Annotated in this window: 19 protein-coding genes; 13 read left to right on the top strand and 6 right to left on the bottom strand. The window is 43.6% G+C overall.

Going from position 1 to position 21431, the window contains the following annotated elements:
- Positions 1–48: 48 nt before the first annotated feature.
- The 3 genes from gndA to pgl are packed head-to-tail and all read left to right on the top strand — an operon-like array spanning position 49 to position 3718.
- Entirely contained in the window at positions 49–1470 is a 1422-nt protein-coding gene (gene gndA, locus OD355_RS07060; protein WP_263037756.1) for an NADP-dependent phosphogluconate dehydrogenase, read from the top strand.
- Positions 1471–1479: 9 nt separating this feature from the next.
- The gene (gene zwf / locus OD355_RS07055) at positions 1480–3018 is read left to right on the top strand and encodes a glucose-6-phosphate dehydrogenase (RefSeq protein WP_263037755.1); all 1539 of its coding nucleotides are present in this window, start codon (positions 1480–1482) and stop codon (positions 3016–3018) included.
- Positions 2993–3718 carry a 6-phosphogluconolactonase gene (gene pgl, locus OD355_RS07050; protein ID WP_263037754.1) on the top strand — a complete coding sequence of 242 codons (726 nt, stop codon included), beginning with the start codon at positions 2993–2995 and terminating at the stop codon, positions 3716–3718. The genes zwf and pgl overlap by 26 nt, the downstream gene beginning before the upstream one ends.
- An 8-nt stretch (positions 3719–3726) precedes the next feature.
- On the opposite strand, the gene OD355_RS07045 is transcribed toward pgl, so the two are convergent.
- Together OD355_RS07045 and OD355_RS07040 are read right to left on the bottom strand one after the other, a co-directional pair.
- The gene (locus OD355_RS07045; RefSeq protein WP_263037753.1) at positions 3727–4011 is read right to left on the bottom strand and encodes a DUF721 domain-containing protein; all 285 of its coding nucleotides are present in this window, start codon (positions 4009–4011) and stop codon (positions 3727–3729) included.
- 1 nt (position 4012) lies between these two features.
- Entirely contained in the window at positions 4013–4603 is a 591-nt protein-coding gene (locus OD355_RS07040; RefSeq protein ID WP_263037752.1) for a riboflavin synthase, read from the bottom strand.
- 110 nt (positions 4604–4713) lie between these two features.
- Here OD355_RS07040 and rpsU point away from each other — a divergent pair, with 110 nt between their 5' ends.
- The 8 genes from rpsU to OD355_RS07000 all read left to right on the top strand — a co-directional run bounded on the left by rpsU (position 4714) and on the right by OD355_RS07000 (position 12504).
- Entirely contained in the window at positions 4714–4908 is a 195-nt protein-coding gene (gene rpsU / locus OD355_RS07035) for a 30S ribosomal protein S21 (protein WP_263037751.1), read from the top strand.
- Between the two features lie 165 nt (positions 4909–5073).
- Positions 5074–6189, top strand: coding sequence for a Fic family protein (locus OD355_RS07030; RefSeq protein ID WP_263037750.1), 1116 nt, complete (start codon positions 5074–5076; stop codon positions 6187–6189).
- A 219-nt stretch (positions 6190–6408) separates the two neighbouring features.
- On the top strand, positions 6409–7335 hold the full coding sequence (locus OD355_RS07025; RefSeq protein WP_263037749.1) for a tyrosine-type recombinase/integrase: 927 nt from the start codon (positions 6409–6411) through the stop codon (positions 7333–7335).
- 32 nt (positions 7336–7367) lie between these two features.
- The gene (locus OD355_RS07020; protein WP_263037748.1) at positions 7368–9689 is read left to right on the top strand and encodes a TonB-dependent receptor; all 2322 of its coding nucleotides are present in this window, start codon (positions 7368–7370) and stop codon (positions 9687–9689) included.
- A gap of 1 nt (position 9690) precedes the next feature.
- Positions 9691–10494 carry a DUF4249 domain-containing protein gene (locus OD355_RS07015; RefSeq protein ID WP_263037747.1) on the top strand — a complete coding sequence of 268 codons (804 nt, stop codon included), beginning with the start codon at positions 9691–9693 and terminating at the stop codon, positions 10492–10494.
- Positions 10495–10526: 32 nt separating this feature from the next.
- Complete coding sequence (locus tag OD355_RS07010) at positions 10527–11351, top strand: helix-turn-helix domain-containing protein (protein WP_263037746.1); 825 nt, start codon at positions 10527–10529, stop codon at positions 11349–11351.
- A 99-nt stretch (positions 11352–11450) separates the two neighbouring features.
- Entirely contained in the window at positions 11451–12062 is a 612-nt protein-coding gene (locus OD355_RS07005) for a YkgB family protein (protein ID WP_263037745.1), read from the top strand.
- 73 nt (positions 12063–12135) lie between these two features.
- Positions 12136–12504 carry a group III truncated hemoglobin gene (locus tag OD355_RS07000; RefSeq protein WP_263037744.1) on the top strand — a complete coding sequence of 123 codons (369 nt, stop codon included), beginning with the start codon at positions 12136–12138 and terminating at the stop codon, positions 12502–12504.
- Positions 12505–12517: 13 nt separating this feature from the next.
- Here the strand turns inward: OD355_RS07000 and OD355_RS06995 are convergent, their stop codons facing one another.
- Entirely contained in the window at positions 12518–13381 is an 864-nt protein-coding gene (locus OD355_RS06995; protein ID WP_263037743.1) for a TraB/GumN family protein, read from the bottom strand.
- A 219-nt stretch (positions 13382–13600) separates the two neighbouring features.
- Positions 13601–17890 carry a DNA-directed RNA polymerase subunit beta' gene (rpoC, locus tag OD355_RS06990; protein ID WP_263037742.1) on the bottom strand — a complete coding sequence of 1430 codons (4290 nt, stop codon included), beginning with the start codon at positions 17888–17890 and terminating at the stop codon, positions 13601–13603.
- A gap of 358 nt (positions 17891–18248) precedes the next feature.
- Here rpoC and OD355_RS06985 point away from each other — a divergent pair, with 358 nt between their 5' ends.
- The gene (locus OD355_RS06985) at positions 18249–18923 is read left to right on the top strand and encodes a DUF1287 domain-containing protein (RefSeq protein WP_263037741.1); all 675 of its coding nucleotides are present in this window, start codon (positions 18249–18251) and stop codon (positions 18921–18923) included.
- Here OD355_RS06985 and OD355_RS06980 read toward each other — a convergent pair.
- Entirely contained in the window at positions 18920–19381 is a 462-nt protein-coding gene (locus tag OD355_RS06980; protein WP_263037740.1) for a lipocalin-like domain-containing protein, read from the bottom strand. The two genes, OD355_RS06985 and OD355_RS06980, sit on opposite strands and share 4 nt — an antisense overlap.
- 147 nt (positions 19382–19528) lie before the next feature.
- Between OD355_RS06980 and hemN the strand changes: the two genes are divergently transcribed.
- Complete coding sequence (hemN, locus tag OD355_RS06975) at positions 19529–20890, top strand: oxygen-independent coproporphyrinogen III oxidase (RefSeq protein WP_263037739.1); 1362 nt, start codon at positions 19529–19531, stop codon at positions 20888–20890.
- Between the two features lie 23 nt (positions 20891–20913).
- On the opposite strand, the gene OD355_RS06970 is transcribed toward hemN, so the two are convergent.
- Positions 20914–21036, bottom strand: a complete 123-nt coding sequence (locus OD355_RS06970; protein WP_263037738.1) for a hypothetical protein — start codon at positions 21034–21036, stop codon at positions 20914–20916.
- Between the last annotated feature and the right edge of the window lie 395 nt (positions 21037–21431).

Raw genomic sequence — 21431 nt, 5'->3', positions numbered from 1 at the left:
CTGCCTATATTCATTGAAATTTGTCAGAGACACATCAATTCAATGCTTATGCGAGACTACGACTTCGGAATGATAGGCCTGGGAGTAATGGGCCAGAACCTGTTGTTTAATATGGCTGATAAAGGTTTCAGCGTGATCGGCTATGATAAGCTGGAAGAAAAAGCGCTGGCGCTCGAAAGCGGCGCAACGGCCAATACCCTTGTAAAAGGCGTAACCGAATTACAGGAGATGATCGATGGATTATCACTGCCTCGAAGGATCATGATGCTGGTGCCTGCCGGCAAAATTGTTGACGATGTAATTGCCGAGTTATTACCATTACTGGCTCCCGGCGATATTGTGATTGATGCAGGCAATTCTTTTTACAAAGACACGGTACGCAGAGTGCAATACCTGAAGGAACACGATATTCATTTCATGGGCATGGGCATTTCGGGAGGTGAAAAGGGCGCCAGGTACGGCGCCAGCCTGATGCCAGGCGGCGATAGAACGGCTTATAACCATGTCCATAACCTGCTGCAGGCAGTAGCAGCAGAAGTTAACGGTGAAGCATGCACAGCCTATATGGGTAATGGCGCGGCCGGCCATTATGTAAAAATGGTGCACAACGGCATCGAATATGCCATGATGCAGATCATCAGTGAGGTGTACGACATACTTAAAAACGGCCTGCAGCTTCATAACCGGCAAATACATGAAGTGTTTAAAAAATGGAATGAAGGCAGGCTGCAATCTTACCTGGTACAGATCACCGCCGATATTTTTTTAAAGAAAGATGAATTCACCTCAGCTGACCTGGTTGATATGATACTGGACAAAGCAGGTTCAAAAGGTACGGGAAAATGGACATCGCAGGAGGCAATGGATATCTACATTTCCATACCTACTATTGATACTGCGGTGTCTATGCGTATGCTTTCCTGGCAAAAAGAGGAGCGCGTACTGGCTTCAAAGCTCTACGCGTTCCCGGCTACAGTGATTGATACCAACGATCAAGACGTATTTATTGATAAGCTGGAAGACGCATTGTACGTAGCATTCATCATTTGCTATGCACAGGGCCTGACCATGCTGCAGAAAGCATCGGCAGAATACAGTATGGATATACCTCTTAAAGATGTAGTAAAAATATGGCGTGGCGGCTGCATTATCCGCTCTCTGTTGCTGGAAGATTTTTATCAGGCTTTTGTAAAAGATAATGATATGACCAATATTTTATTGGATAAAAATATAGCAAACCTCATATCCCCGCGGATGGAGGCATTCCGGGAAGTTGTAGCCAAAGCGGTGATGGCAAGCATTGCATCCGGCGGCTTACAAAATACACTGGCTTACATAGAAAACTATGCATCCGAAAAAATGCCGACCAATCTTATACAGGCGCAGCGCGATTACTTCGGCGCGCACCAGTACGAGCGTATAGACCGGGAGGGCATGTTCCACACAGACTGGGATAGTTTAAATTTCTAAATCTACTTTATGGAGCCGCACAAAAAAATAAATCAGCCGACAATCGTCTTCATTTTTGGCGGTAGCGGAGACCTGAACAAAAGAAAGCTTACACCCGCATTATACAACCTGTTTGCAGACGGCCACCTGCCTGAAATGTTCCTGGTTGTTGGCTTAGGCAGAACCGATTATTCAGACACTAGTTTCAGGAATTACCTGCTGAAAAATTTAAAAACATTTTCCAGGAGAAAAGTAGATGCAAAACTATGGAAGGAATTTTCACAAAAGATCGCCTATCTTGACTTTGATGCCAATGTAAAGAACGACTATAATAAGATCGGCAAACTCATTGAGGCTACAGAGAAAAAATGGAAGGCCGCACCGGATGTATTGTTCTATATGGCAGTATCTCCTGCCATTGTACCGCCGATTGTCACCTCACTCAGCCGGTTAAATATCTGTAAGCAGAAAAACTGCAGCCGCATCGTAGTAGAAAAACCTTTCGGCCACGACCTCGAAAGTGCCAGGGCGCTCAATAAGCTTTTGCTCACCTATTTCGATGAACGACAGATTTACCGTATAGATCATTTCCTGGGAAAAGAAACCGTGCAGAATATATTGGCGCTGCGCTTTGCCAATGCTTTGTTTGAGCCCATCTGGAACAAGCGGTATATTGATTATGTACAGATCACAGCAGCAGAATCTATCGGCATAGAAGACCGCGGAGATTATTATGATAAAGCGGGCGCTTTGCGCGATATGGTGCAAAACCACATCATTCAACTGCTTTGTATGATCGCAACAGAGCCGCCCGTTTCGTTCGAAGATAACGAAGTACGCAATAAAAAGATGGACGTACTGAATGCCATCAGGAAAATTAAAAAAGAAGAGGTGAGCCGCTATGCCGTACGCGGCCAGTATGCAGGCGGCTGGATGAAAGGCAAAAAAGTAAAAAGCTACCTTGAAGAGAAGCATGTAGCTGAAAATTCATCAACGGAAACCTTTGCTGCCATTAAGTTTTACATTGATAACTGGCGGTGGCAAAACGTGCCGTTTTATGTGCGTACAGGTAAGTACCTGCCTGACAAATCTACCCTCATCATCATTAAGTTTAAAGAAGCCCCTAAATTTTCTTTTCCTGCACAAGCTACCGACAACTGGAAAGCTAATAAGCTCATCATAAGGATACAGCCCGAAATGGACATCCGTATTACATTCCAGGCAAAGATCCCCGGGCAGGAAATGCTGCTGGCACCGGTGGATATGATCTTTGATTATGATGAATCTTTTAAGGAAGCACAGCCGGAAGCTTATGAAACCCTGCTCCTGGACGCTATGACCGGAGATGCAACCCAGTTTATGCGCGGCGACCAGGTAGAGAAAGCCTGGGAAATTATAATGCCGGTACTGGACTTCTGGGCTGAGAAAAAAGCAACTGATTTCCCCAATTACCTCCCCGGCAGCTGGGGGCCCGACCAGTCAGATGCACTGATAGCCACAGACGGCAGAAGCTGGGATTTGGTGATACCTAAAAATAACGCACATGCAGATAACCGTAGCAAAAAATAGAGATGCGCTCAATAGGAAAGTAGCTGATTTTTTATTGCAGAAGGAAAAAGAAGTACTGCAGGAGCAGGATTTTTTCACCGTTGCACTATCGGGCGGCAGCACGCCAAAGGCTTTGTACAGGCTGCTTTCAGGCGATGCGTATATTCATCAGTTTGAATGGAGCAAATGGCACTTCTTCCTGGGCGATGAGAGATTTGTGCCCGTAACGGATGAGCAAAGCAATGCAGGCATGTGCTATAAAAACCTGCTGGAGCATCTGCCTGTGCAGGACCAGCAAATACATTTTTTTAAAACAGAAAATACCACACCGGAGAAGAGCGCTCAGGAATATGAAGCAGTTTTACGCAATTTTTTCACACCAGCAAAAACAATGGATGTGCTGCTGCTAGGCCTCGGCACTGACGGGCATACGCTGTCAATGTTCCCCTACGGAAAGGTATTGCACGAAGCAACAAAATGGGTAGATTATTTTTGGAGCGCAAGTCAGAATATGTACCGGCTCACCCTCACCAAAGCTGCAGCGAATCTTTGCAGCAATGCTGTTTTCGTGGTATCGGGAGAAGATAAACAACAGGCTGTATATGAAGTGTTGAAAGGGAGCCAACCACCGCAAATTTATCCTGCTAAACTGGTAGATCCTTTAAACGGGCAAGTGTATTGGTTTTTAGATGAAGCAGCAGCAGCCGCTCTGGACCGATGATGCGGCTATCAGTTGATCACTACTTTATCAATCACCTTTTCGCCAAAAGCTTCGTTCACCCTTTCTACAATCAGGTTTCTCTGGAAGAAGAGTTCATTCTTAAACGGCCCGTTGGAAGAAGAAATAAACAATGTGCGGTCAATGATCTGTACTTTATCGGTGTATTTGGCGGCCTGGCCCATTACCTCCTGCCATACTTCTTCTATCTTAGCGGTTTGCAAGCCGTTTTTCAGGGCCCGTTTTTTAGAGACCATCTCCTTCATGGCATCGCCGAAACTTGTAACTTTTGCCATATTATTTTTGCAGGTTTAGTTTCCGGTTTACGTATTTTCCCAATATATCAAACTCAATGTTTACAAGGGTGCCGGGATACACATCGCTGATATTGGTATGTGCGAAGGTATAAGGTATTACCGCTATCGTGAAAGTGTTTTCTGTAATATCAAAACAGGTAAGGCTGATACCGTTTACAGTTACTGAACCCTTTTCTACTATCAATTCGGCAAAGCTTCTGTCAAACTCAAAAACAAACTCCACGCTGCCGTCTTTGTCCTTCCTTTCCAGGCATGCTGCTGTAGCGTCTACATGCCCCTGCACAATATGCCCGTCAAGCCTGCCATTCATAGCCATGCATCTTTCCAGGTTAATGGTATTGCCGGGTTTCCGTGCAGACAGGTTTGTCTTATCCAGTGTTTCCTGTATAGCCGTTACTACATGGCTGCCTGCACTCACCTCTTCTACCGTAAGGCATACACCGTCGTGGCTCAGGCTCTGGTCAACGCGCAATTCTGAAGAAATAGCCGAAGCAATACGAAACGACCGGTTGGTGCCGCTTTGAACGATCTCTTCAATGATGCCTGTAGTTTCAACAATTCCTGTAAACATGCAGCAAATGTAGTTAATTTGCCAGCAAATAAAATTTGCTGAGATTATTTTGTTATTTTTATAAAACGGGTTATCTTTGCATTCCAAAAATCATTAAAAAAGGAAATTTCATGCTGATCATTGATTCTAAAGATTGTGAAAATATCGATAAAGCGCTCAAAAAATACAAAAAGAAATTTGAGAAGAGTAAGACTTTATTACAGTTAAGATCTCGTCAGAACTTCACCAAGCCTTCCATTAAGCGCCGTGAAGAAAGATTAAAAGCGATCTACAAACAGCAGATAGCTTCCGGAAAGATAGATTAATCAAATTTTTTTCAAGAAATTCAGCCTAAAGTTTTTGCTTTAGGTTTTTTTGTTTGTGAGGTACTAAGCATTACTTATGTGATGGGGTTTCGGTAAAAAGGCTGTTTATTCACCGCAAATATGCGGCAAATAATTGCTATATTTACCGCATATTTATTGGCGGGTATGGCTAAATATATTTATCAATATAGAAATTGGACGCACTTTACCTGGGATTATCAAGCTATTAACTCGTTATTCGGAAGGGTACGGTTAATGCAAGGCAAGATCATTGGACAGATGAACGCCCTTGGCTTTTCAGCCAAGGAAGAAACTTCACTAACAGCACTAACTTCAGACGTAGTAAAGTCTTCTGAAATAGAAGGAGAACTATTGAACTATGAACAGGTACGTTCATCCATAGCACGCCGCTTAGGCATCAATACAGCAGGCCTGGTACCAAGCAGCCGGCATATAGAAAGTATAGTGGAAATGATGCTGGATGCAACACAACGGTATGAAATGCCTTTAACCGAAGAAAGATTATTTGGATGGCATGCCGCACTGTTTCCTACAGGATACAGCGGGCCATATAAAATTGAAGTGGGAAAATACCGCACAAGCGAAATGAGTGTAGTATCAGGTGCGATAGGTAAAGAAAAAGTTCGCTATGAAGCGATAGAAAAGGAACGTGTAAAACCTGAAATGGATATATTTCTAAAATGGCTCAATGATGATCATACCTTAGATCCTGTTTTAAAAGCAGCTATTGCACATTTTTGGTTTATCATCATTCATCCTTTTGACGATGGAAACGGAAGGATCGGGCGTGCTATATCTGATATGTTGCTTGCTCGCGCTGAAAACAGTAACGAGCGTTTTTACAGCATGTCAGGCCAGATATTAATCGAAAGAAAACAGTATTATAAAATATTACAGAAAGTTCAGCATGGTAGTGGAGACATTACTCCCTGGTTAGACTGGTTCCTGAATTGTTTGCTTAATGCCATACAAACTACGGAAGCAGCTACACAAAGAATATTGCAAAAAGCTGAGTTTTGGAAACAGCATGAGCATACACTTATCAACGAACGCCAACGTTTAATGATTAATAAGCTTTTTGATGGTTTTGAAGGCAAATTACAAACATCAAAATGGGCAAAAATTACAAAGACCTCCACAGATACTGCATTGCGTGATATAAAAGACCTGATAGCAAAGAAAATTCTGCGGCAGACAAGTGAAGGGGGCAGAAACGCAAGCTATCTGTTAGTTGAAAAAGATTCAAGCCGGACCGCTTGAATTAAGGTTATACGTAGACGGCAAAAGACATGGAGATTTGTAAAAACCGGCATTACCGCTACAGATAAACCTGCCTTGTGCTTTTGAAAATGGCAAATATGGAATATAGATCTTACACAGCCAACCTGATGTATGAACCAGGCAGCGCGGTAGTGCATATCATGTCACGTTTAGGTGATTGCCGCCAATTCGCGATGATTTTTGTAACTTTATAACCTCATGCAAAACGACCAGTACCTGCCCGCTTTTATCAACTACCTGAAATTTGAAAAAAGATATTCGGAGCATACCGTCATTGCCTATAAAAACGATATTCAGCAATTTGCAACTTTCCTGGAAGCTGACTTTGAAACCAGTCGCTGGCAAGAGGTAAGCACCGTAATGGTACGCTCCTGGATGGCATGTTTAAAGAACGAAGAGAAGAGCACCCACAAAACTATTCACCGGAAAATATCTTCCGTAAAATCTTTCTTTAAATTTTTATTGCGAAACGGGCTAGTAGATACTACACCTGCCGAAGCGGTAACCTTACCAAAGCTCAGTAAACGCCTGCCGGAATTTGTGAAAGAAACAGAGATGCAAAACCTTCTGAACTGTACATTGCATGCCGGGGATAAGCAGGAGCCAGGCGAAAAGGCCCTCTGGCGCAACCGTACAGCCGCGCTGGCTACACAGCTTTTTTATGAAACAGGCATCAGGCTCAGCGAGCTGGTAAACCTGCAGGAAACACAAATTGATGCAAGCTATGGCCAGCTGAAAGTTGTAGGCAAAGGCAACAAGGAAAGGATCATTCCCTTATCGGCAAAGTTGCTGGCGCTTTTGAAAGATTATATGCAGGATAAACCGGTTGCAGAACCGCGGGCCACTGAATGTTTCGTAAATGAAAAAGGTAAAAAACTATATCCTAAATTTTTTTACAATGCCGTAAAAACACAAATGACCCAGGGCGATATTAAATTAAAAAAGAAAAGCCCCCACGTTCTGCGGCACACCTTTGCCACACACCTGATGAATGAAGGCGCCGACATCAATGCAGTAAAGGAACTGCTGGGCCATTCAAGCCTGGCAGCCACACAGGTTTACACGCACAACACCATAGAAAAGCTGAAAGAAGTGTACAAAAAAGCGCATCCCAAAGCAAAATGATTTATTTTCGAATGAAACGCAGCAAATAACGGATGAAATTTTACCTCACATTTCTTTTCCTGACAATCACTTACCTGGCAACTGCACAACAGTTTGTGGTAAGCGGCACCATTAAATCCAAAGAAAGCGGCGAAACCATTATCGGCGCTACCGTTGCCAGCGGCCGCCAACAGACTGTGAGCAACGACTATGGTTTCTACTCTTTATCACTGTCTTCGGGCGTACACGAAATTGTATACCGTTCCTTAGGCAAAGAAAGCGCATCACAAAGCATTACCTTACTCAAAGATACCATTATAAATATTGAACTGTCCGATGCTTCAGCTACCGAACTTGATGAAGTGGTTGTAACCACAAACACCAATGCCCGGAGCCTGCGCAGCCCGCAGATGAGCGTGGAAAAACTCAGCACGGAAGAAATAAAAAACATACCTGTTTTGCTCGGCGAAAAGGACCTGCTGAAAACACTGCAATTGCTGCCCGGCATTAAATCTGCCGGTGAAGGCAACAGCGGCTTTTTTGTGCGCGGCGGCAGCTCTGATCAGAACCTGATTGTACTGGATGAAGCTACTGTTTACAATGCAGCCCACTTGCTCGGCTTCTTTTCTGTGTTCAATTCAGATGCCATAAAAGATGTATCTGTATACAAAGGAAGTATGCCTGCACAATACGGAGGCAGGTTGTCTTCCGTGGTGGATCTGCGCATGAACGACGGCAATAACCGTAAGTTTGCAGCAACCGGCGGCATCGGTTTAATATCTTCACGCCTTACGCTGGAAGGCCCGATCCAAAAGGAAAAATCCTCTTTTCTTGTCTCCGGCAGGCGCACTTACGCAGACATGTTTTTAAAGCTTTCCAAAGACAGCGCTCTCAACAACAACCAGCTGTATTTTTACGACCTCAACACAAAAACCAATTTTACATTAGGTAAAAAAGACAAGCTGTTTATTTCGGGCTACTTCGGGAAGGACAATTTCACCATCAACAATGCATTTGGCATCAACTGGGGCAATGCTACCGGCACGCTGCGTTGGAACCATATCTTCAACAACAAACTGTTTTCAAATACCTCATTTATTTACAGCAATTACAATTATGAAATACTGATTAATCCTACCATACCAGAAGGACTGAGTATTATATCCAAAATCAAGGACATAAACCTGAAGCAGGATTTCCAGTGGAACATCAACCAAAGAAATAACCTGCGCTTCGGCTTTAACCTGATACATCATACCATTCACCCAGGCGAAGTGACCCCTAACTCTCCCAGCGGCAGCATCAATCCTAAAAAGCTGGAAGACCGGTACGCCTACGAAAATGCCATTTATTTCAACAACAACTGGAAAGCATCAGACCGGCTGAACCTGTCTTATGGCCTTCGTTTCAACGCATTTACCGCTATCGGCGCAGGACAGTTTTATAATGTGAATACGAACGGGGAGATCACCGATACGCTGCAATTTGGCAAAGGAGAAGTAGTAAAAAATTACTTTAATCCCGAGCCGCGTATCGCGGCCAGTTTTCTGCTGAACAATTCCAGCTCGCTGAAATTCGGCTATGTCAGAAACGTGCAAAACCTGCACCTGATCTCTAATTCCACCTCAACCAACCCAACCGACAAATGGGTAGCGAGCAACAATTTTATCAGGCCTGAAATTTCGGACCAGTTCTCACTGGGCTATTACAAAGACCTGTTCAATGCTACCTACGAGCTGAATATTGAAAGCTATTACAAAGCCCTGCAAAACCAGATAGACTACCGCAACGGTTCAAACATCACTAACAGCCTAGACCCCATTGAACAGTCGCTTTTATTCGGTATCGGCAGGACGTATGGCCTGGAAACTTTGCTGAAAAAGAAAACAGGCAGGCTTACCGGCTGGATCAGTTATACACTTTCCAAAAGCGAAAAAAAGATTGACCAGATCAACAACCATCAATGGTACAATGCGCGCCAGGACAGAACGCACGACCTGGCCATAGTGGCTACGTACGAGCTGAATAAACGCTGGACATTGGCAGGTACCTGGATATATTATACCGGAGATGCCGTAACATTCCCTGTAGGCAAATACAGCATTAATGGCATTACCGCGTACTACTACACTGACCGCAATTCGCAACGCATGCCAGACTACCACCGCCTGGATGTAAGCGTTAATGTGCTGCTGAAAAAAACAAAAAAATTCTCTTCAGAACTTTCATTTGGCGTGTACAATGCATACGGAAGGGAAAATGCATACACTATTAATTTCAGAGACAACAAAGATGACCCGAACACAGTGGAAGCAGTACAAACATCCCTGTTTCGCTTCATCCCGTCCATCTCTTATAATTTTAAAATAAATTAATATGCTGCAAAAGCTTACAATATACATTTTAGCGCTCTTGCTTTTTTCCTGTGAAAAAATAATTGACCTTAACCTGAAAAATGCACCGCAAAGAATAGTGATAGAAGGCACTATCACCGATAAGGAAAAACAATGCTATGTTTTTATTTCCTCCACGCAAACTATAGACGAAATCAACCGGTTTGAAGGTGTGCAGGGAGGAGCAGTGAGCATTACAGACAGTAGAAATAACACTTACCGATTAACTGAGGTAGAAAAAGGCGTTTATTATAATGAGTCGTTGAAAGCAACGGCGGGAGAAACATACTACCTGAAAGTAAAAGTTGGCAATGAGATCTATACTGCTTCTTCAACCATGCCGCCAACCAAAGTAAATCTTGACAGCATCACCGTAACTTACAATACTATTTATTCCAATTATACTACAACTGCGCATTACACAGACCCTGCTAACGAAGAGAATCAATACTTATTCAGCATTTATAAAAACAGGAAAAAATATAATTCTTTTTATGTGGTAAATGATGAGTACTCCAACGGGAAAACCGTAAAACAAAACCTGCCTGTATTTTCCAAGGAAAAAGAAGATCTGATATATAAAGGCGATACGGTAAAAGTACGTATGAGCTGCATAGATAAAAATATTTATAAATATTGGTACAGCCTTGAGGCCGGAGCCAGGGGCGGTACCGGAGGGCCGGGTTCATTTGGCAGCCCGGGTAATCCGGTATCGAATATTCACGGCGGAGCTTTAGGATATTTCAGCGCGCAAACAAACCAGACGCAGACCAGCGTTGTAAAATAATTCCTGGTATTTTACGTTTTTCAACTTTAGCAATGCAGGAAAATTTATTCGATATAAAAACAGGTATTTTGCCAGATGCTGCTGTAAACAATTCATCCTTTTACCAAATCATTGCATTTAACGGTACGGGAAGATTTATGGTAGATTTTGCAGAATATAGTTTTTCAGGAAATACCATTTTATTTCTGACACCGCACCAGGATTTTCAATGGATAAACTCTTTTGGCTTTACTTTCGACCTGCTGCAATTTCACGGTGATTTTTATTGTATAGAGTACCATAAAAAGGAGGTGGCCTGCAACGGGCTGCTCTTCAACAATATTTACCTGCAGCCGCATATAAACGTTACAGCTAACGATTTTGCAGAGATAAAACTGCTGTTTAAAAAATTAGCGGATGAAAAAAATGCGGATGATGTTTATTCACTTGCGGTAGCCAGGGCGTACCTGCAATTGATCCTTGCCTTGTGCAGCAAAGAAAAAATCAATCAGGTTAAAACAGAAATGCCGGACGATCAAGACCACAATGAGATCACTGTGTTTCAAAACCTGCTTGAAGCAAATTTCTTACGGCAAAGAAGCCCCTCTTTTTATGCGGCAGCCATGTCTCTGTCGCTAAGCGCTTTCAGCAAAAAAATCAAAAAGCAATTTCGAAAAACCCCATCCGAAATTATCCAGGAACGCATTATTTTGGAAGCAAAAAAATTATTGCATCTTACATATAAATCCGTGAAGGAGATAGCTGCCGAACTCAACTTTGAAGATGAATTTTATTTCAGCAGGTATTTTAAAAAAAATACGGGTTTATCGCCTTTGCACTACCGTGAGAGCGTTGGTATTTCCATTGCGGCAAAATAGTCTATGCATTATCCTGATTATTCCATTCCCGGGATTTGCTGTAGCATATATTTTTGCTGCGGACAAAAAAATTTCTCTACATTATTAATTTTAAATGCAATGAAGTTATTGAAGATTTTAGCCGGCAGCAGGCGCGGGTATATGCATTTTATGCGCATTGCTATTTTCGTGGTAATGGCGTGGATAGGAGGTTTAAAGGTTTTTCAATACGAAGCCGATGGCATAGTACCTTTTGTAACCAACTCTCCCTTTATGAATTTCTTTTACAATAAAGATACACGCTTACCGGTAGATAACGGTACAGGAAAACAAGTAGCACAGTATACCCTTCACAAAAATCCGGAAGGCAAGGTAGTACCGGAAAACATCGCGTGGCATAAGCATAACAGAACCTATCCATTTTCTTATGGCTTAGGTGCGGTAATTGTTTTAATAGGTTTGCTGGTATTATCAGGTATTTTTAGCCCAAAAACAGGAATGATCGGCGGACTGCTTACATCCGGCATGTCTATAATAACACTTAGCTTCCTGATTACTACGCCGGAAACCTGGGTGCCGGATCTGGGCGGCGCCCAGCATGGCTTCCCGTACCTATCTGCAGCAGGCAGGCTGGTTATTAAAGATATTATTATGATGGCCGGTGGACTGCTGATTGCTTCAGACGCTGCCAAAACTATTTTAAAGAAAAAGCAAGAAGTAATATCGGCCTGATCTATTCAAAGATTAACAAACTTTACCCTGCTTTTTATCTTCAGCAATAAAACAAGAGCTTACTTTTGTGTGTATGAATGATGTGCAAAACAGGAATGACCTGGAACTGATCGTGAAGAAATTTTACGAAAAAGCTATACCCGACCCGGTGATCGGACATTTCTTTACGGAAGTGATCCCCATTGACTGGGACGAACATATACAGGTGGTAACCAACTTTTGGGACAGTATGATCTTTGGCACCAGCGAGTATAAGAACAATCCCATGTCTCCGCATATACACCTCAACAGCCTGTCAAAAATGCAAAAACATCATTTTGAGAAATGGCTTGCATTGTGGACTGCAACAATTCATGAGCACTTTGAAGGAGATACGGCACGCGAAGTAATAAACAGGGCAACTTCTATTGCCAGGATCATGGAGTTTAAAATGAACCCGTGAAAATACAACATAGCTAACGTACAGCTTCTACTGTATATCCCATCCTGCGCAAAAGATTTATTAACCCATCGTCACCGGATAAATGCGCGGCGCCAATTGCGAAGAAAGTTGGCTTTTGTTTGGCAATAACGTATATCTTTTCTGACCAGCGTTTGTTTCTTTGCGTAAGTATTACGTCTTTAAATGCCTGCATATCGGGCTGACTAATTATTTCCTTGTACAGGCCATCTATGTTTTGAGATTTATAAATTTCTACCATGTTGCTGAAATCTTTTTTCCTTTCTACAGAAGTATTTATATAGCTCATAATCATAGCAGCCAATGAGTCTTTAGGCATATCATCAAAAATCTTTACCTGATCTGCAACCGTTTCCAGGCCTTTTATTTCCAGCGATCTTGCCTTTGCCTTTTTTAATATTTCAGCCTCATAACTTGCAGGTATGCTGCCGCAGTTTGTAGATGCTGTTACAAAAAGAGACAATAACGCAAGCGGTTTCATTTTAGCGAAAGCAGCAACAGGCATATGAAGCGAATCAGATACATATGTTGAAAGAATTTCGTATTCACGTTCGGAAAAATATTCGCGTAAAGTAGCTGAATCTTTCAGCATTACCGCCTGCATCATCTCAGACTGGAAGCCCGAATCGGCCATGGGAAGTTCCAGGTACAATTGCTGTGTGGCACGGAAAGATGCTTCCATTTTATCTGTCCAGAAATAATCTGCGGCACAAATAGCATGAATAGTGCCGAACAGGTAAGAAGGCGCTGATATGCCGTTGTTGCTTATCTTCCACAGAAGTGAATGGTCAAGCGGTTTGTCTTGAGCCGTTACTGTAATAGATAATAAGGATAATAAAATAGATAATAATCTTTGCATGGTAGCATTATTTTAAATTAATTTGCTTGCTTCTGTTGTTGATAATTTTAATTACTATTCTACATGGATATGTAAAATTAGAAAAATAAAAAATCTATACCGGATTTTAATTTACCGATTCATAGTAAAAAATCACTGTTGAAAAGACCATAAGGAGATAGTAAAAAAAATCCGCTCTTTGCAGAACGGATTTTTAAAATTTATAGAAACTACAGATCCTTACTCTTCTTCATCAAAACTCATTGCTTCGCGGGTAGTAGTCAGTAGCTCATACTCTTCCTTGTTGCCAACGATCAATTTATCGAATTCGCGCAGGCCTGTACCAGCAGGTATCTGGTGGCCGGTTATCACGTTTTCTTTCAGTCCTGACATCAGATCGGTTTTACCCTGAATAGCTGCAGAACTCAACACTTTCGTTGTTTCCTGGAACGATGCAGCTGATATCCAGCTCGGCACGCCCAATGATGCTTTAGTAATACCCAGCAGCACCGGTTGTGCAGTGGCAGGCCTTGCATCTCTAACGGTAACCAGGTTTTTATCTTCACGGCGCAACAGTGAGTTTTCTTCTCTCAATTCTCTCACAGACACGATCTGCCCGGGTTTCAGCCTGGTGCTGTCACCGGCTTCTTCCACTACTTTCTTATCAAATATCCTGTCGTTCTCTTCGTTGAAGTCGTTGCGGTCTTCCAGGTCTTCTTCCAGGAATTTGGTATCCCCGGCATCAATGATCACCACTTTCTTCATCATCTGGCGTACGATCACTTCAATATGCTTATCGTTGATCTTTACACCCTGTAAACGGTATACTTCCTGGATCTCATTTACCACGTATTCCTGTACTGCAAACGGCCCTTTGATAGCCAATATATCCAGCGGTGCTGTCTGTCCGTCTGATAAAGGCGTTCCGGCTTTTACAAAGTCGCCATCCTGTACCAGGATCTGCCTGGTCAGCGGTACCAGGTATTTTTTCACAATACCGTCTTTAGCTTCCACTACAATTTCCCTGTTACCACGCTTGATATTTCCGAAAGTAACCACACCATCAATCTCTGCTACTACTGCAGGATTGCTTGGGTTACGTGCTTCAAACAATTCTGTTACACGAGGAAGACCCCCTGTGATGTCCCCGCTCTTACGCATGGTACGCGGTATTTTCACAATCACCTGTCCGGCTTTTACATGGTCTCCTTCGCCTACCACCAGGCGGCTGCCCACCGGAAGGTTGTAGCTCTTCTCTTCTTTACCATCTACAATCAGTGAAGGTATTTTTGTTTTATCTTTAGACTCAACAATCACTTTATCCCTGTGGCCGGTCTGCTCATCTGACTCTTCACGGAAGGTAATGCCCTCTATGATGTTGTCGAATTTCACTTCACCGGCAATCTCTGAGATCACTACGTTGTTAAACGGATCCCATGTGCACACCACATCGCCTTTCCTGATTTTCTGCCCGTTCTTTACATTCAGGGTAGCGCCGTAAGGAATGTTGCTGGTATTTAAAAGCCTGTCGTTTTCCAGGTCTGCAATTCTAATCTCACCGGTACGGCCGATAACAATTTCCACTGTTTCCCCTTCTGCATTTTCTGTTTTTACCGTACGCAATCCGTCGAACTGCACGGTACCGTCAAACTTGGCGATCATGCTGGATTCGATGGAAGATGAGCCGGCGATACCACCCACGTGGAAGGTACGCAATGTAAGCTGTGTACCCGGCTCACCGATAGACTGTGCAGCAATGATGCCCACAGAATCGCCGCGTTGTGCCAGGTAGCCTGTTGCCAGGTTTTTACCATAACATTTTACGCACACACCACGCTTAGCCTCGCAGGTAAGCACAGAGCGGATCTCGATAGAGTCTACCCCTGCTTCATCTATTTCTATTGCTTTGTCGTGTGTAATTTCCTGTCCTGCTTCAATGATCAAGTCTCCGCTGATCGGGTTGAGCACATCGTGCAGCGATGTTCTGCCTTCAATTCTTTCAGAAAGCGGCGCAATAATATCTTCGTTGTCTTTCAGCGCAGTTGTGGTAATACCTCTCAGCGTACCGCAATCTTCTTCTGAGATCACCACATCCTGTGCCACGTCTACCAGACGACGGGTCAGGTAACCCGCATCCGCTGTCTTCAGGGCGGTATCTGCCAGACCTTTACGCGCACCGTGTGTAGAAATGAAGTAGTCCAATACGTTCAGGCCGCCTTTGAAGTTGGAAAGGATCGGGTTTTCAACGATTTCAGAGCCAGTGCTTCCGGATTTTCTTGGCTTAGCCATCAATCCCCTGATACCGGCAAGCTGTTTTACCTGTTGCTTGCTACCACGCGCTCCTGAATCCAGCATCATGTACACCGCGTTGAAGCCCTGCTTGTCTGTCTGCATTTCGCGGATAAGCGTTTCTGTAAGCCTGGTATCCACGCGCGACCAGATATCTACTACCTGGTTGTAGCGTTCGTTGTTGGTGATAAGGCCCATGTTGTAGTTTTCCCAGACTTCTTCTACTTCTTCTTTGGCTCTTTCAAGCAGTTCATTTCTCGTATCGGGAATAATGAGGTCATTGATGGAGAAGGACAGGCCGCCGCGGAATGCCATACGGAAACCCAGTTGTTTAATGTCGTCCAGGAACTTGGCAGCTGTAGCCACATTGGTGATATTGATGATCTCGCCAATAATGTCCCTGAGGCTCTTCTTGGTAAGCAATGCGTTGATAAAGCCAACTTCTTCAGGCACGAACTCGTTGAAAAGCACGCGGCCTACGGTAGTTTCCACCAGTTTGTTTACCAGTGTGCCATTCTTTTCACGCACATTGGTTTTCACCTTGATATTGGCATGAAGGTCTATCTTGCCTTCATTGTAGGCGATGGTAACTTCCTGCTGATTGTAGAATACTTTCCCCTCGCCTCTTACAATTTCAGTTTCAGTGGATTTTTTACCTTTTGTAATATAATAAAGCCCCAGTACCATGTCCTGTGACGGCAGGGTAACCGGTGTACCGTTTTGCGGGTTTAATATGTTGTGTGATGCCAGCAATAACAATTGCGCTTCCAAAATGGCAGCATTGCTCAGCGGCACGTGTACGGCCATCTGGTCACCGTCAAAGTCGGCGTTGAAGCCTGCTGTTACCAATGGGTGCAGCTGAATGGCTTTACCTTCGATCATTTTAGGCTGAAATGCCTGGATAGACAAACGGTGAAGCGTTGGGGCACGGTTTAGGAGGATCGGGTGGCCTTTCAAAGTATTTTCAAGAATATCCCAAACAATGGCTTCTTTTTTATCAACCAGCTTCTTGGCAGATTTTACCGTTTTTACAATACCTCTTTCGATCAGCTTCCTGATGATGAACGGCTTGAACAGTTCTGCAGCCATATCTTTCGGAAGGCCGCATTCATGCATTTTCAGCTCAGGCCCTACCACGATTACAGAACGGCCGGAGTAGTCCACACGTTTACCCAACAGGTTCTGGCGGAAACGTCCTTGCTTGCCTTTTAGTACATCGCTCAGTGATTTCAATGCGCGGCCGCCTTCGGCTTTCACGGCATTTGATTTTCTTGAGTTGTCAAACAGGCTGTCTACAGATTCCTGCAACATACGTTTTTCGTTGCGCAGGATCACTTCCGGCGCCTTGATCTCCATCAAACGCTTCAAACGGTTGTTGCGGATGATCACACGGCGGTACAGGTCGTTCAGGTCAGAAGATGCGAAGCGGCCGCCATCCAACGGCACGAGCGGTCGCAGTTCAGGTGGTATTACGGGAATATATTGCATCACCATCCACTCGGGGCGGTTGGTAATTCTTGTTTGTGCATCACGGAAAGATTCCACCACGCTCAGTCTCTTCAGGGCATCTGCACGGCGTTGTTGTGAAGTTTCGTTGGCGGCTGCATTCCTCAAAGTATAGCTCAATGCATCCAGGTCTGATTTGGCCAGCAGGTCAGAAACCGCTTCTGCGCCCATTTTGGCAATGAATTTCTGCGGGTCATCGTCAGGCAGGTACTGGTTGTCTTTCGGAAGGGTATCAATTACATCGAGGTATTCTTCTTCTGAAAGCAGGTCGCCTGTCTGGAATTTATCTTCCAGCACACCAGGCTGGATGATCGCATATCTTTCGTAATAAATGATGGTTTCGAGTTTCTTGGAACTCATGCCCAGCAGATAGCCGATCTTATTGGGAAGGCTTTTAAAGTACCAGATGTGTACGATAGGCACCACCAGCTTGATGTGGCCCATGCGCTCACGGCGTACCTTCTTTTCGGTAACTTCTACGCCGCAACGGTCGCAGACAATACCCTTATATCTAATTCTTTTATATTTACCACAAGCACACTCATAATCTTTTACAGGTCCGAAAATCCGTTCGCAAAACAAACCGTCCCTTTCCGGCTTGTAAGTACGGTAGTTGATTGTCTCAGGCTTTAACACTTCGCCATAACTGCGTTCCAGGATGGTGTCGGGAGAAGCAAGTCCAATGGTAATCTTAGAGAAATTAGATTTTGGACGATTGTCTTTTTTAATTGCCATATGTGTATTTCAAATTTGAATATAAAAACTGCTGAAAGGCCCTACCAGGATTACGAGAAACTCCTAAAACAAAAAAATCTGCAACATAATGTATAACAATACGTTACAGCAGAGCTTTCGCTTTTGTTTTAATAAAATTCCTTTCTGAAATTTGATAAAAACCCCTCAAAATTATGTACATAAGTGTGCAAAGGTAAGATTTTTATGCGATATTGCAAAGAGAGAAATTTATAATTTTGGGCGATTTTGGTCCGGGTCTGGGAACGGGGTTGTATGAAGGTGAAATGTAAAATGTAAGAGGTAAGGCTTTTTGTAATTTATAATTTATATTTTTTAATCTGTAATTTATCTTCAAAAAATGAGAAGCTTTCTCCTTTTGTTACTGATCGTGGTAGTACTGTTGTCAGCAGCAGTGTTCTACCGGAAGTTGCCTGCGTGGCAGCAGCCTGCTATTGCCATTCAGGAGGCAACAAAGGAAGAAAAAGAATTACCTCTCCATGGCTTCCGCAAGAAACTTTCAGATGCAGCCATCAGCATTATAGACAATACCATCATCTACGACGGCAGTTACTACAGCATTGGCTACCCGGGTGGTGATGTGGATGCCCGCAAAGGCGTGTGTACAGATGTGATCGTAAGGAGCTACCGGAAGCTGGGCATAGACCTGCAGGAGCTGGTGCACAAAGACATGCAATCAAATTTTGCAAAGTACCCGCAAATGTGGGGGCGCAGATCGCCGGATACCAATATCGATCACAGGCGCGTGCCCAACTTGGCCAGGTTCTTTGAACGCCACGGTGAAAGCTACGCGGCAACCCACAACGCAGAGGATTACCGGCCGGGAGATATTGTTACCTGGATATTGAGCAACAACCTTACACATATCGGGGTAGTGGTCAATAAAAAGTCAGCCGACCAAAAAAGGTTCCTGGTTGTGCACAACATTGGCGGCGGACAGGTTTTGGCTGACTGCTTATTTGCCTACAAACTTACAGGCCATTATTATTACGATGGCAGCAAAAAGCCTGATTAGACCTTTTTAAAATCTATCACCACCACAATGTATTTTGCATCTTTGTGAAGCATGCTTTTAATTTCTTCAATATCATCTATGCGTTGCGACAAAACAAGTTTTGAAGAAGTGAGCGTTTCGATGTTGAACCGCTGTGTAACGGTAGAGCCGCCTTCAGTATGCGTGGCCACAATTGTGTTGCCTTCCAGTTTCCAGTTGCCGCTGTCATCATCGCTTTTCATGGTGCCGTCTGCATTGAATGTGATCCGGCTGGCGCCATCATCCATAGTCTCTGTATCCTTTTGCAAAAGCGTATTCCTGGCATCATACACGCTGATGGTTAAAGATTGAGATTCCCATGTTGCCACCAGTTCATTCCGTTTATTTGCCTGATCACTTTTGCTACAGCTGCTGATAGCTGTAAGGAATAATGCAAGCATGGTACACAGGAGTATATTCCGGGGATAGTAATACTTCATAGAAATAGATTTTATGTAAGTTAGCAATAATATTTAATAAATATTTTTTTATTTGCGCGATTGCATGTTTTAAATGTCATTCAATTTACAATAATGCATCCTATTGCACATGCGGATTGCCTATCTTTGTGCACTTAAAAAAGTGATATGGTTCCTGCACAACTGATAGAGAAATACAATGTTCCCGGCCCGCGCTACACCAGCTACCCCACCGTTCCTTACTGGGACCTGGAAAATTTTTCCCCGGGAAAATGGCTGGAAACATTGCAGCGCTCTTTTGCAGCATCTAACCAGAAAGAGGGCATCAGTATTTACATTCACCTGCCCTACTGCGAAAGCCTTTGTACATTTTGCGCCTGTCACAAACGCATCACCAAACAACATTCTGTAGAAGACCCGTACATTGCAGCAGTACTGAAAGAATGGCAAATGTACCTGGACGTGCTCCCTGAAAAACCTGTGATCAAAGAAATACATCTTGGCGGCGGCACGCCCACTTTTTTTTCAACAGACAATTTGCATAAGCTACTCTCAGGCATTTTATCTACCTCAATCGTTCACCCGGAAAGGGAATTTAGTTTTGAAGGACACCCCAACAATACTACAGCCGATCACCTGAAAACCTTATACGACCTGGGCTTCAGGAGAGTGAGCTTCGGGGTGCAGGACTATGATACGAAAGTGCAGAAGGCCATCAACCGCATGCAGCCGTTTGAAAACGTAGCAAAAGTTACAGAAGCAGCGCGCAGCATTGGCTATGACAGCATCAGCCATGACCTGGTGTTCGGGCTGCCCTTTCAGAAATTAGATTCTGTGATCAGTACCATAGAACTTACCAAACAATTACAACCCGACAGGATCGCTTTTTACTCTTACGCCCATGTGCCCTGGATTAAAGGCGTAGGCCAGCGCGGCTTCGATGAAAAAGACCTGCCTTCAGGTGAAGAGAAAAGAGAGTTGTACGAAAAAGGAAAAGAACTGCTCGAGGAACTTGGCTACCACGAGATAGGCATGGACCATTTCTCGCTTACATCGGATACCCTGTATCAGTCCATGGAGCGCAAAACTATTCACCGCAATTTCATGGGCTACACCTCGTCATCCACACAGGTGATGATCAGCCTGGGCGCTTCTGCCATATCGGACAGCTGGTATGCATTTGCGCAGAATGAAAAAGACGTGGATGCGTATGTAAGAAAGATAAACGCCGGCGAGCTTACTGTTTTCAAAGGCCATATCCTTACAGAGGAAGATCTGTTTATCCGCAAGCAAATACTCAACATTATGTGCCTGATGGAAACGCCTATCCATAAAGATAACCTGAACGACTACCCGCAGATCATTGAAAGGTTGAGGGAGCTTGAAAGCGACGATCTCATCAATATCGCTGATGACAAGATCAGTGTAAACGAAAGCGGCCGGTCATTCCTGCGCAACATCTGCATGGCTTATGATCTGCGTATGATACGCGATAAACCTTCTACCAGGATCTTTTCTATGGTGGTGTGATAAAGGTTGAAAAGAACTGTATGTTATACATCAAGTTGATAAGCAACGCTTCTGCCGGCACCTTTGTATAAGAATGTTTTTTTGCCGGCCAGTTGCTGCAAGTCGCGGGCGGCAGTAGCTCTTGACGCTTTATTTGATAGAGACATATTTTTTAGCTGTCATTCTTCCTTCAGACCTTTTGGCCCAGCATCAAACATTTTGAGCACTGCTTTTATGTAAGATCAACAGTGCCATTTTCCCTGCTTGCTTTTGGGTGTCTATTAACTACAATTAAAATTAGATTCCTCCGGAATCTTAAATGAAAGGTTGTGATCGTATAATCGTTATTGTATATAAAAATTGAAGAAATTATGAACTATATTTCTGCTCCTGTAGGAGCATAACCTGCGTAGAAAAATGTTGTAAATTAGTTCCGCTCCACAGGAGCGGTATCATTACCTTTGTAGGAGCTACAAATTTTTGAAAAGGCTTTAAAGGATTTTGTAAATACATTGAGATAGCGCTCCTGCGGAGCGCGCCAACAATGATTTGAATTCTACAC

It is taken from the genome of Haoranjiania flava, from assembly GCF_025631005.1.
Taxonomy (GTDB): Bacteria; Bacteroidota; Bacteroidia; order Chitinophagales; family Chitinophagaceae; genus Haoranjiania; species Haoranjiania flava.
The sequence above is the reverse complement of the archived record's forward strand: the minus strand, read 5'-3'. Positions and strand labels throughout refer to the sequence as shown.

Bases quoted from the DNA above. Each gene is read 5' to 3' on its own strand.
- zwf (WP_263037755.1), top strand. From the start codon at position 1,480: ATGGAGCCGCACAAAAAAATAAATCAGCCGACAATCGTCTTCATTTTT.
- hemN (WP_263037739.1), top strand. From the start codon at position 19,529: ATGGTTCCTGCACAACTGATAGAGAAATACAATGTTCCCGGCCCGCGC.
- OD355_RS06985 (WP_263037741.1), top strand. From the start codon at position 18,249: ATGAGAAGCTTTCTCCTTTTGTTACTGATCGTGGTAGTACTGTTGTCA.
- OD355_RS07045 (WP_263037753.1), bottom strand. From the start codon at position 4,011: ATGGCAAAAGTTACAAGTTTCGGCGATGCCATGAAGGAGATGGTCTCT.
- OD355_RS07020 (WP_263037748.1), top strand. From the start codon at position 7,368: ATGAAATTTTACCTCACATTTCTTTTCCTGACAATCACTTACCTGGCA.
- OD355_RS07000 (WP_263037744.1), top strand. From the start codon at position 12,136: ATGAATGATGTGCAAAACAGGAATGACCTGGAACTGATCGTGAAGAAA.
- OD355_RS06995 (WP_263037743.1), bottom strand. From the start codon at position 13,381: ATGCAAAGATTATTATCTATTTTATTATCCTTATTATCTATTACAGTA.
- pgl (WP_263037754.1), top strand. From the start codon at position 2,993: ATGCAGATAACCGTAGCAAAAAATAGAGATGCGCTCAATAGGAAAGTA.
- OD355_RS07015 (WP_263037747.1), top strand. From the start codon at position 9,691: ATGCTGCAAAAGCTTACAATATACATTTTAGCGCTCTTGCTTTTTTCC.
- gndA (WP_263037756.1), top strand. From the start codon at position 49: ATGCGAGACTACGACTTCGGAATGATAGGCCTGGGAGTAATGGGCCAG.
- OD355_RS07010 (WP_263037746.1), top strand. From the start codon at position 10,527: ATGCAGGAAAATTTATTCGATATAAAAACAGGTATTTTGCCAGATGCT.
- OD355_RS07040 (WP_263037752.1), bottom strand. From the start codon at position 4,603: ATGTTTACAGGAATTGTTGAAACTACAGGCATCATTGAAGAGATCGTT.
- OD355_RS07025 (WP_263037749.1), top strand. From the start codon at position 6,409: ATGCAAAACGACCAGTACCTGCCCGCTTTTATCAACTACCTGAAATTT.
- OD355_RS06970 (WP_263037738.1), bottom strand. From the start codon at position 21,036: ATGTCTCTATCAAATAAAGCGTCAAGAGCTACTGCCGCCCGCGACTTG.
- OD355_RS07005 (WP_263037745.1), top strand. From the start codon at position 11,451: ATGAAGTTATTGAAGATTTTAGCCGGCAGCAGGCGCGGGTATATGCAT.
- OD355_RS06980 (WP_263037740.1), bottom strand. From the start codon at position 19,381: ATGAAGTATTACTATCCCCGGAATATACTCCTGTGTACCATGCTTGCA.
- rpsU (WP_263037751.1), top strand. From the start codon at position 4,714: ATGCTGATCATTGATTCTAAAGATTGTGAAAATATCGATAAAGCGCTC.
- rpoC (WP_263037742.1), bottom strand. From the start codon at position 17,890: ATGGCAATTAAAAAAGACAATCGTCCAAAATCTAATTTCTCTAAGATT.
- OD355_RS07030 (WP_263037750.1), top strand. From the start codon at position 5,074: ATGGCTAAATATATTTATCAATATAGAAATTGGACGCACTTTACCTGG.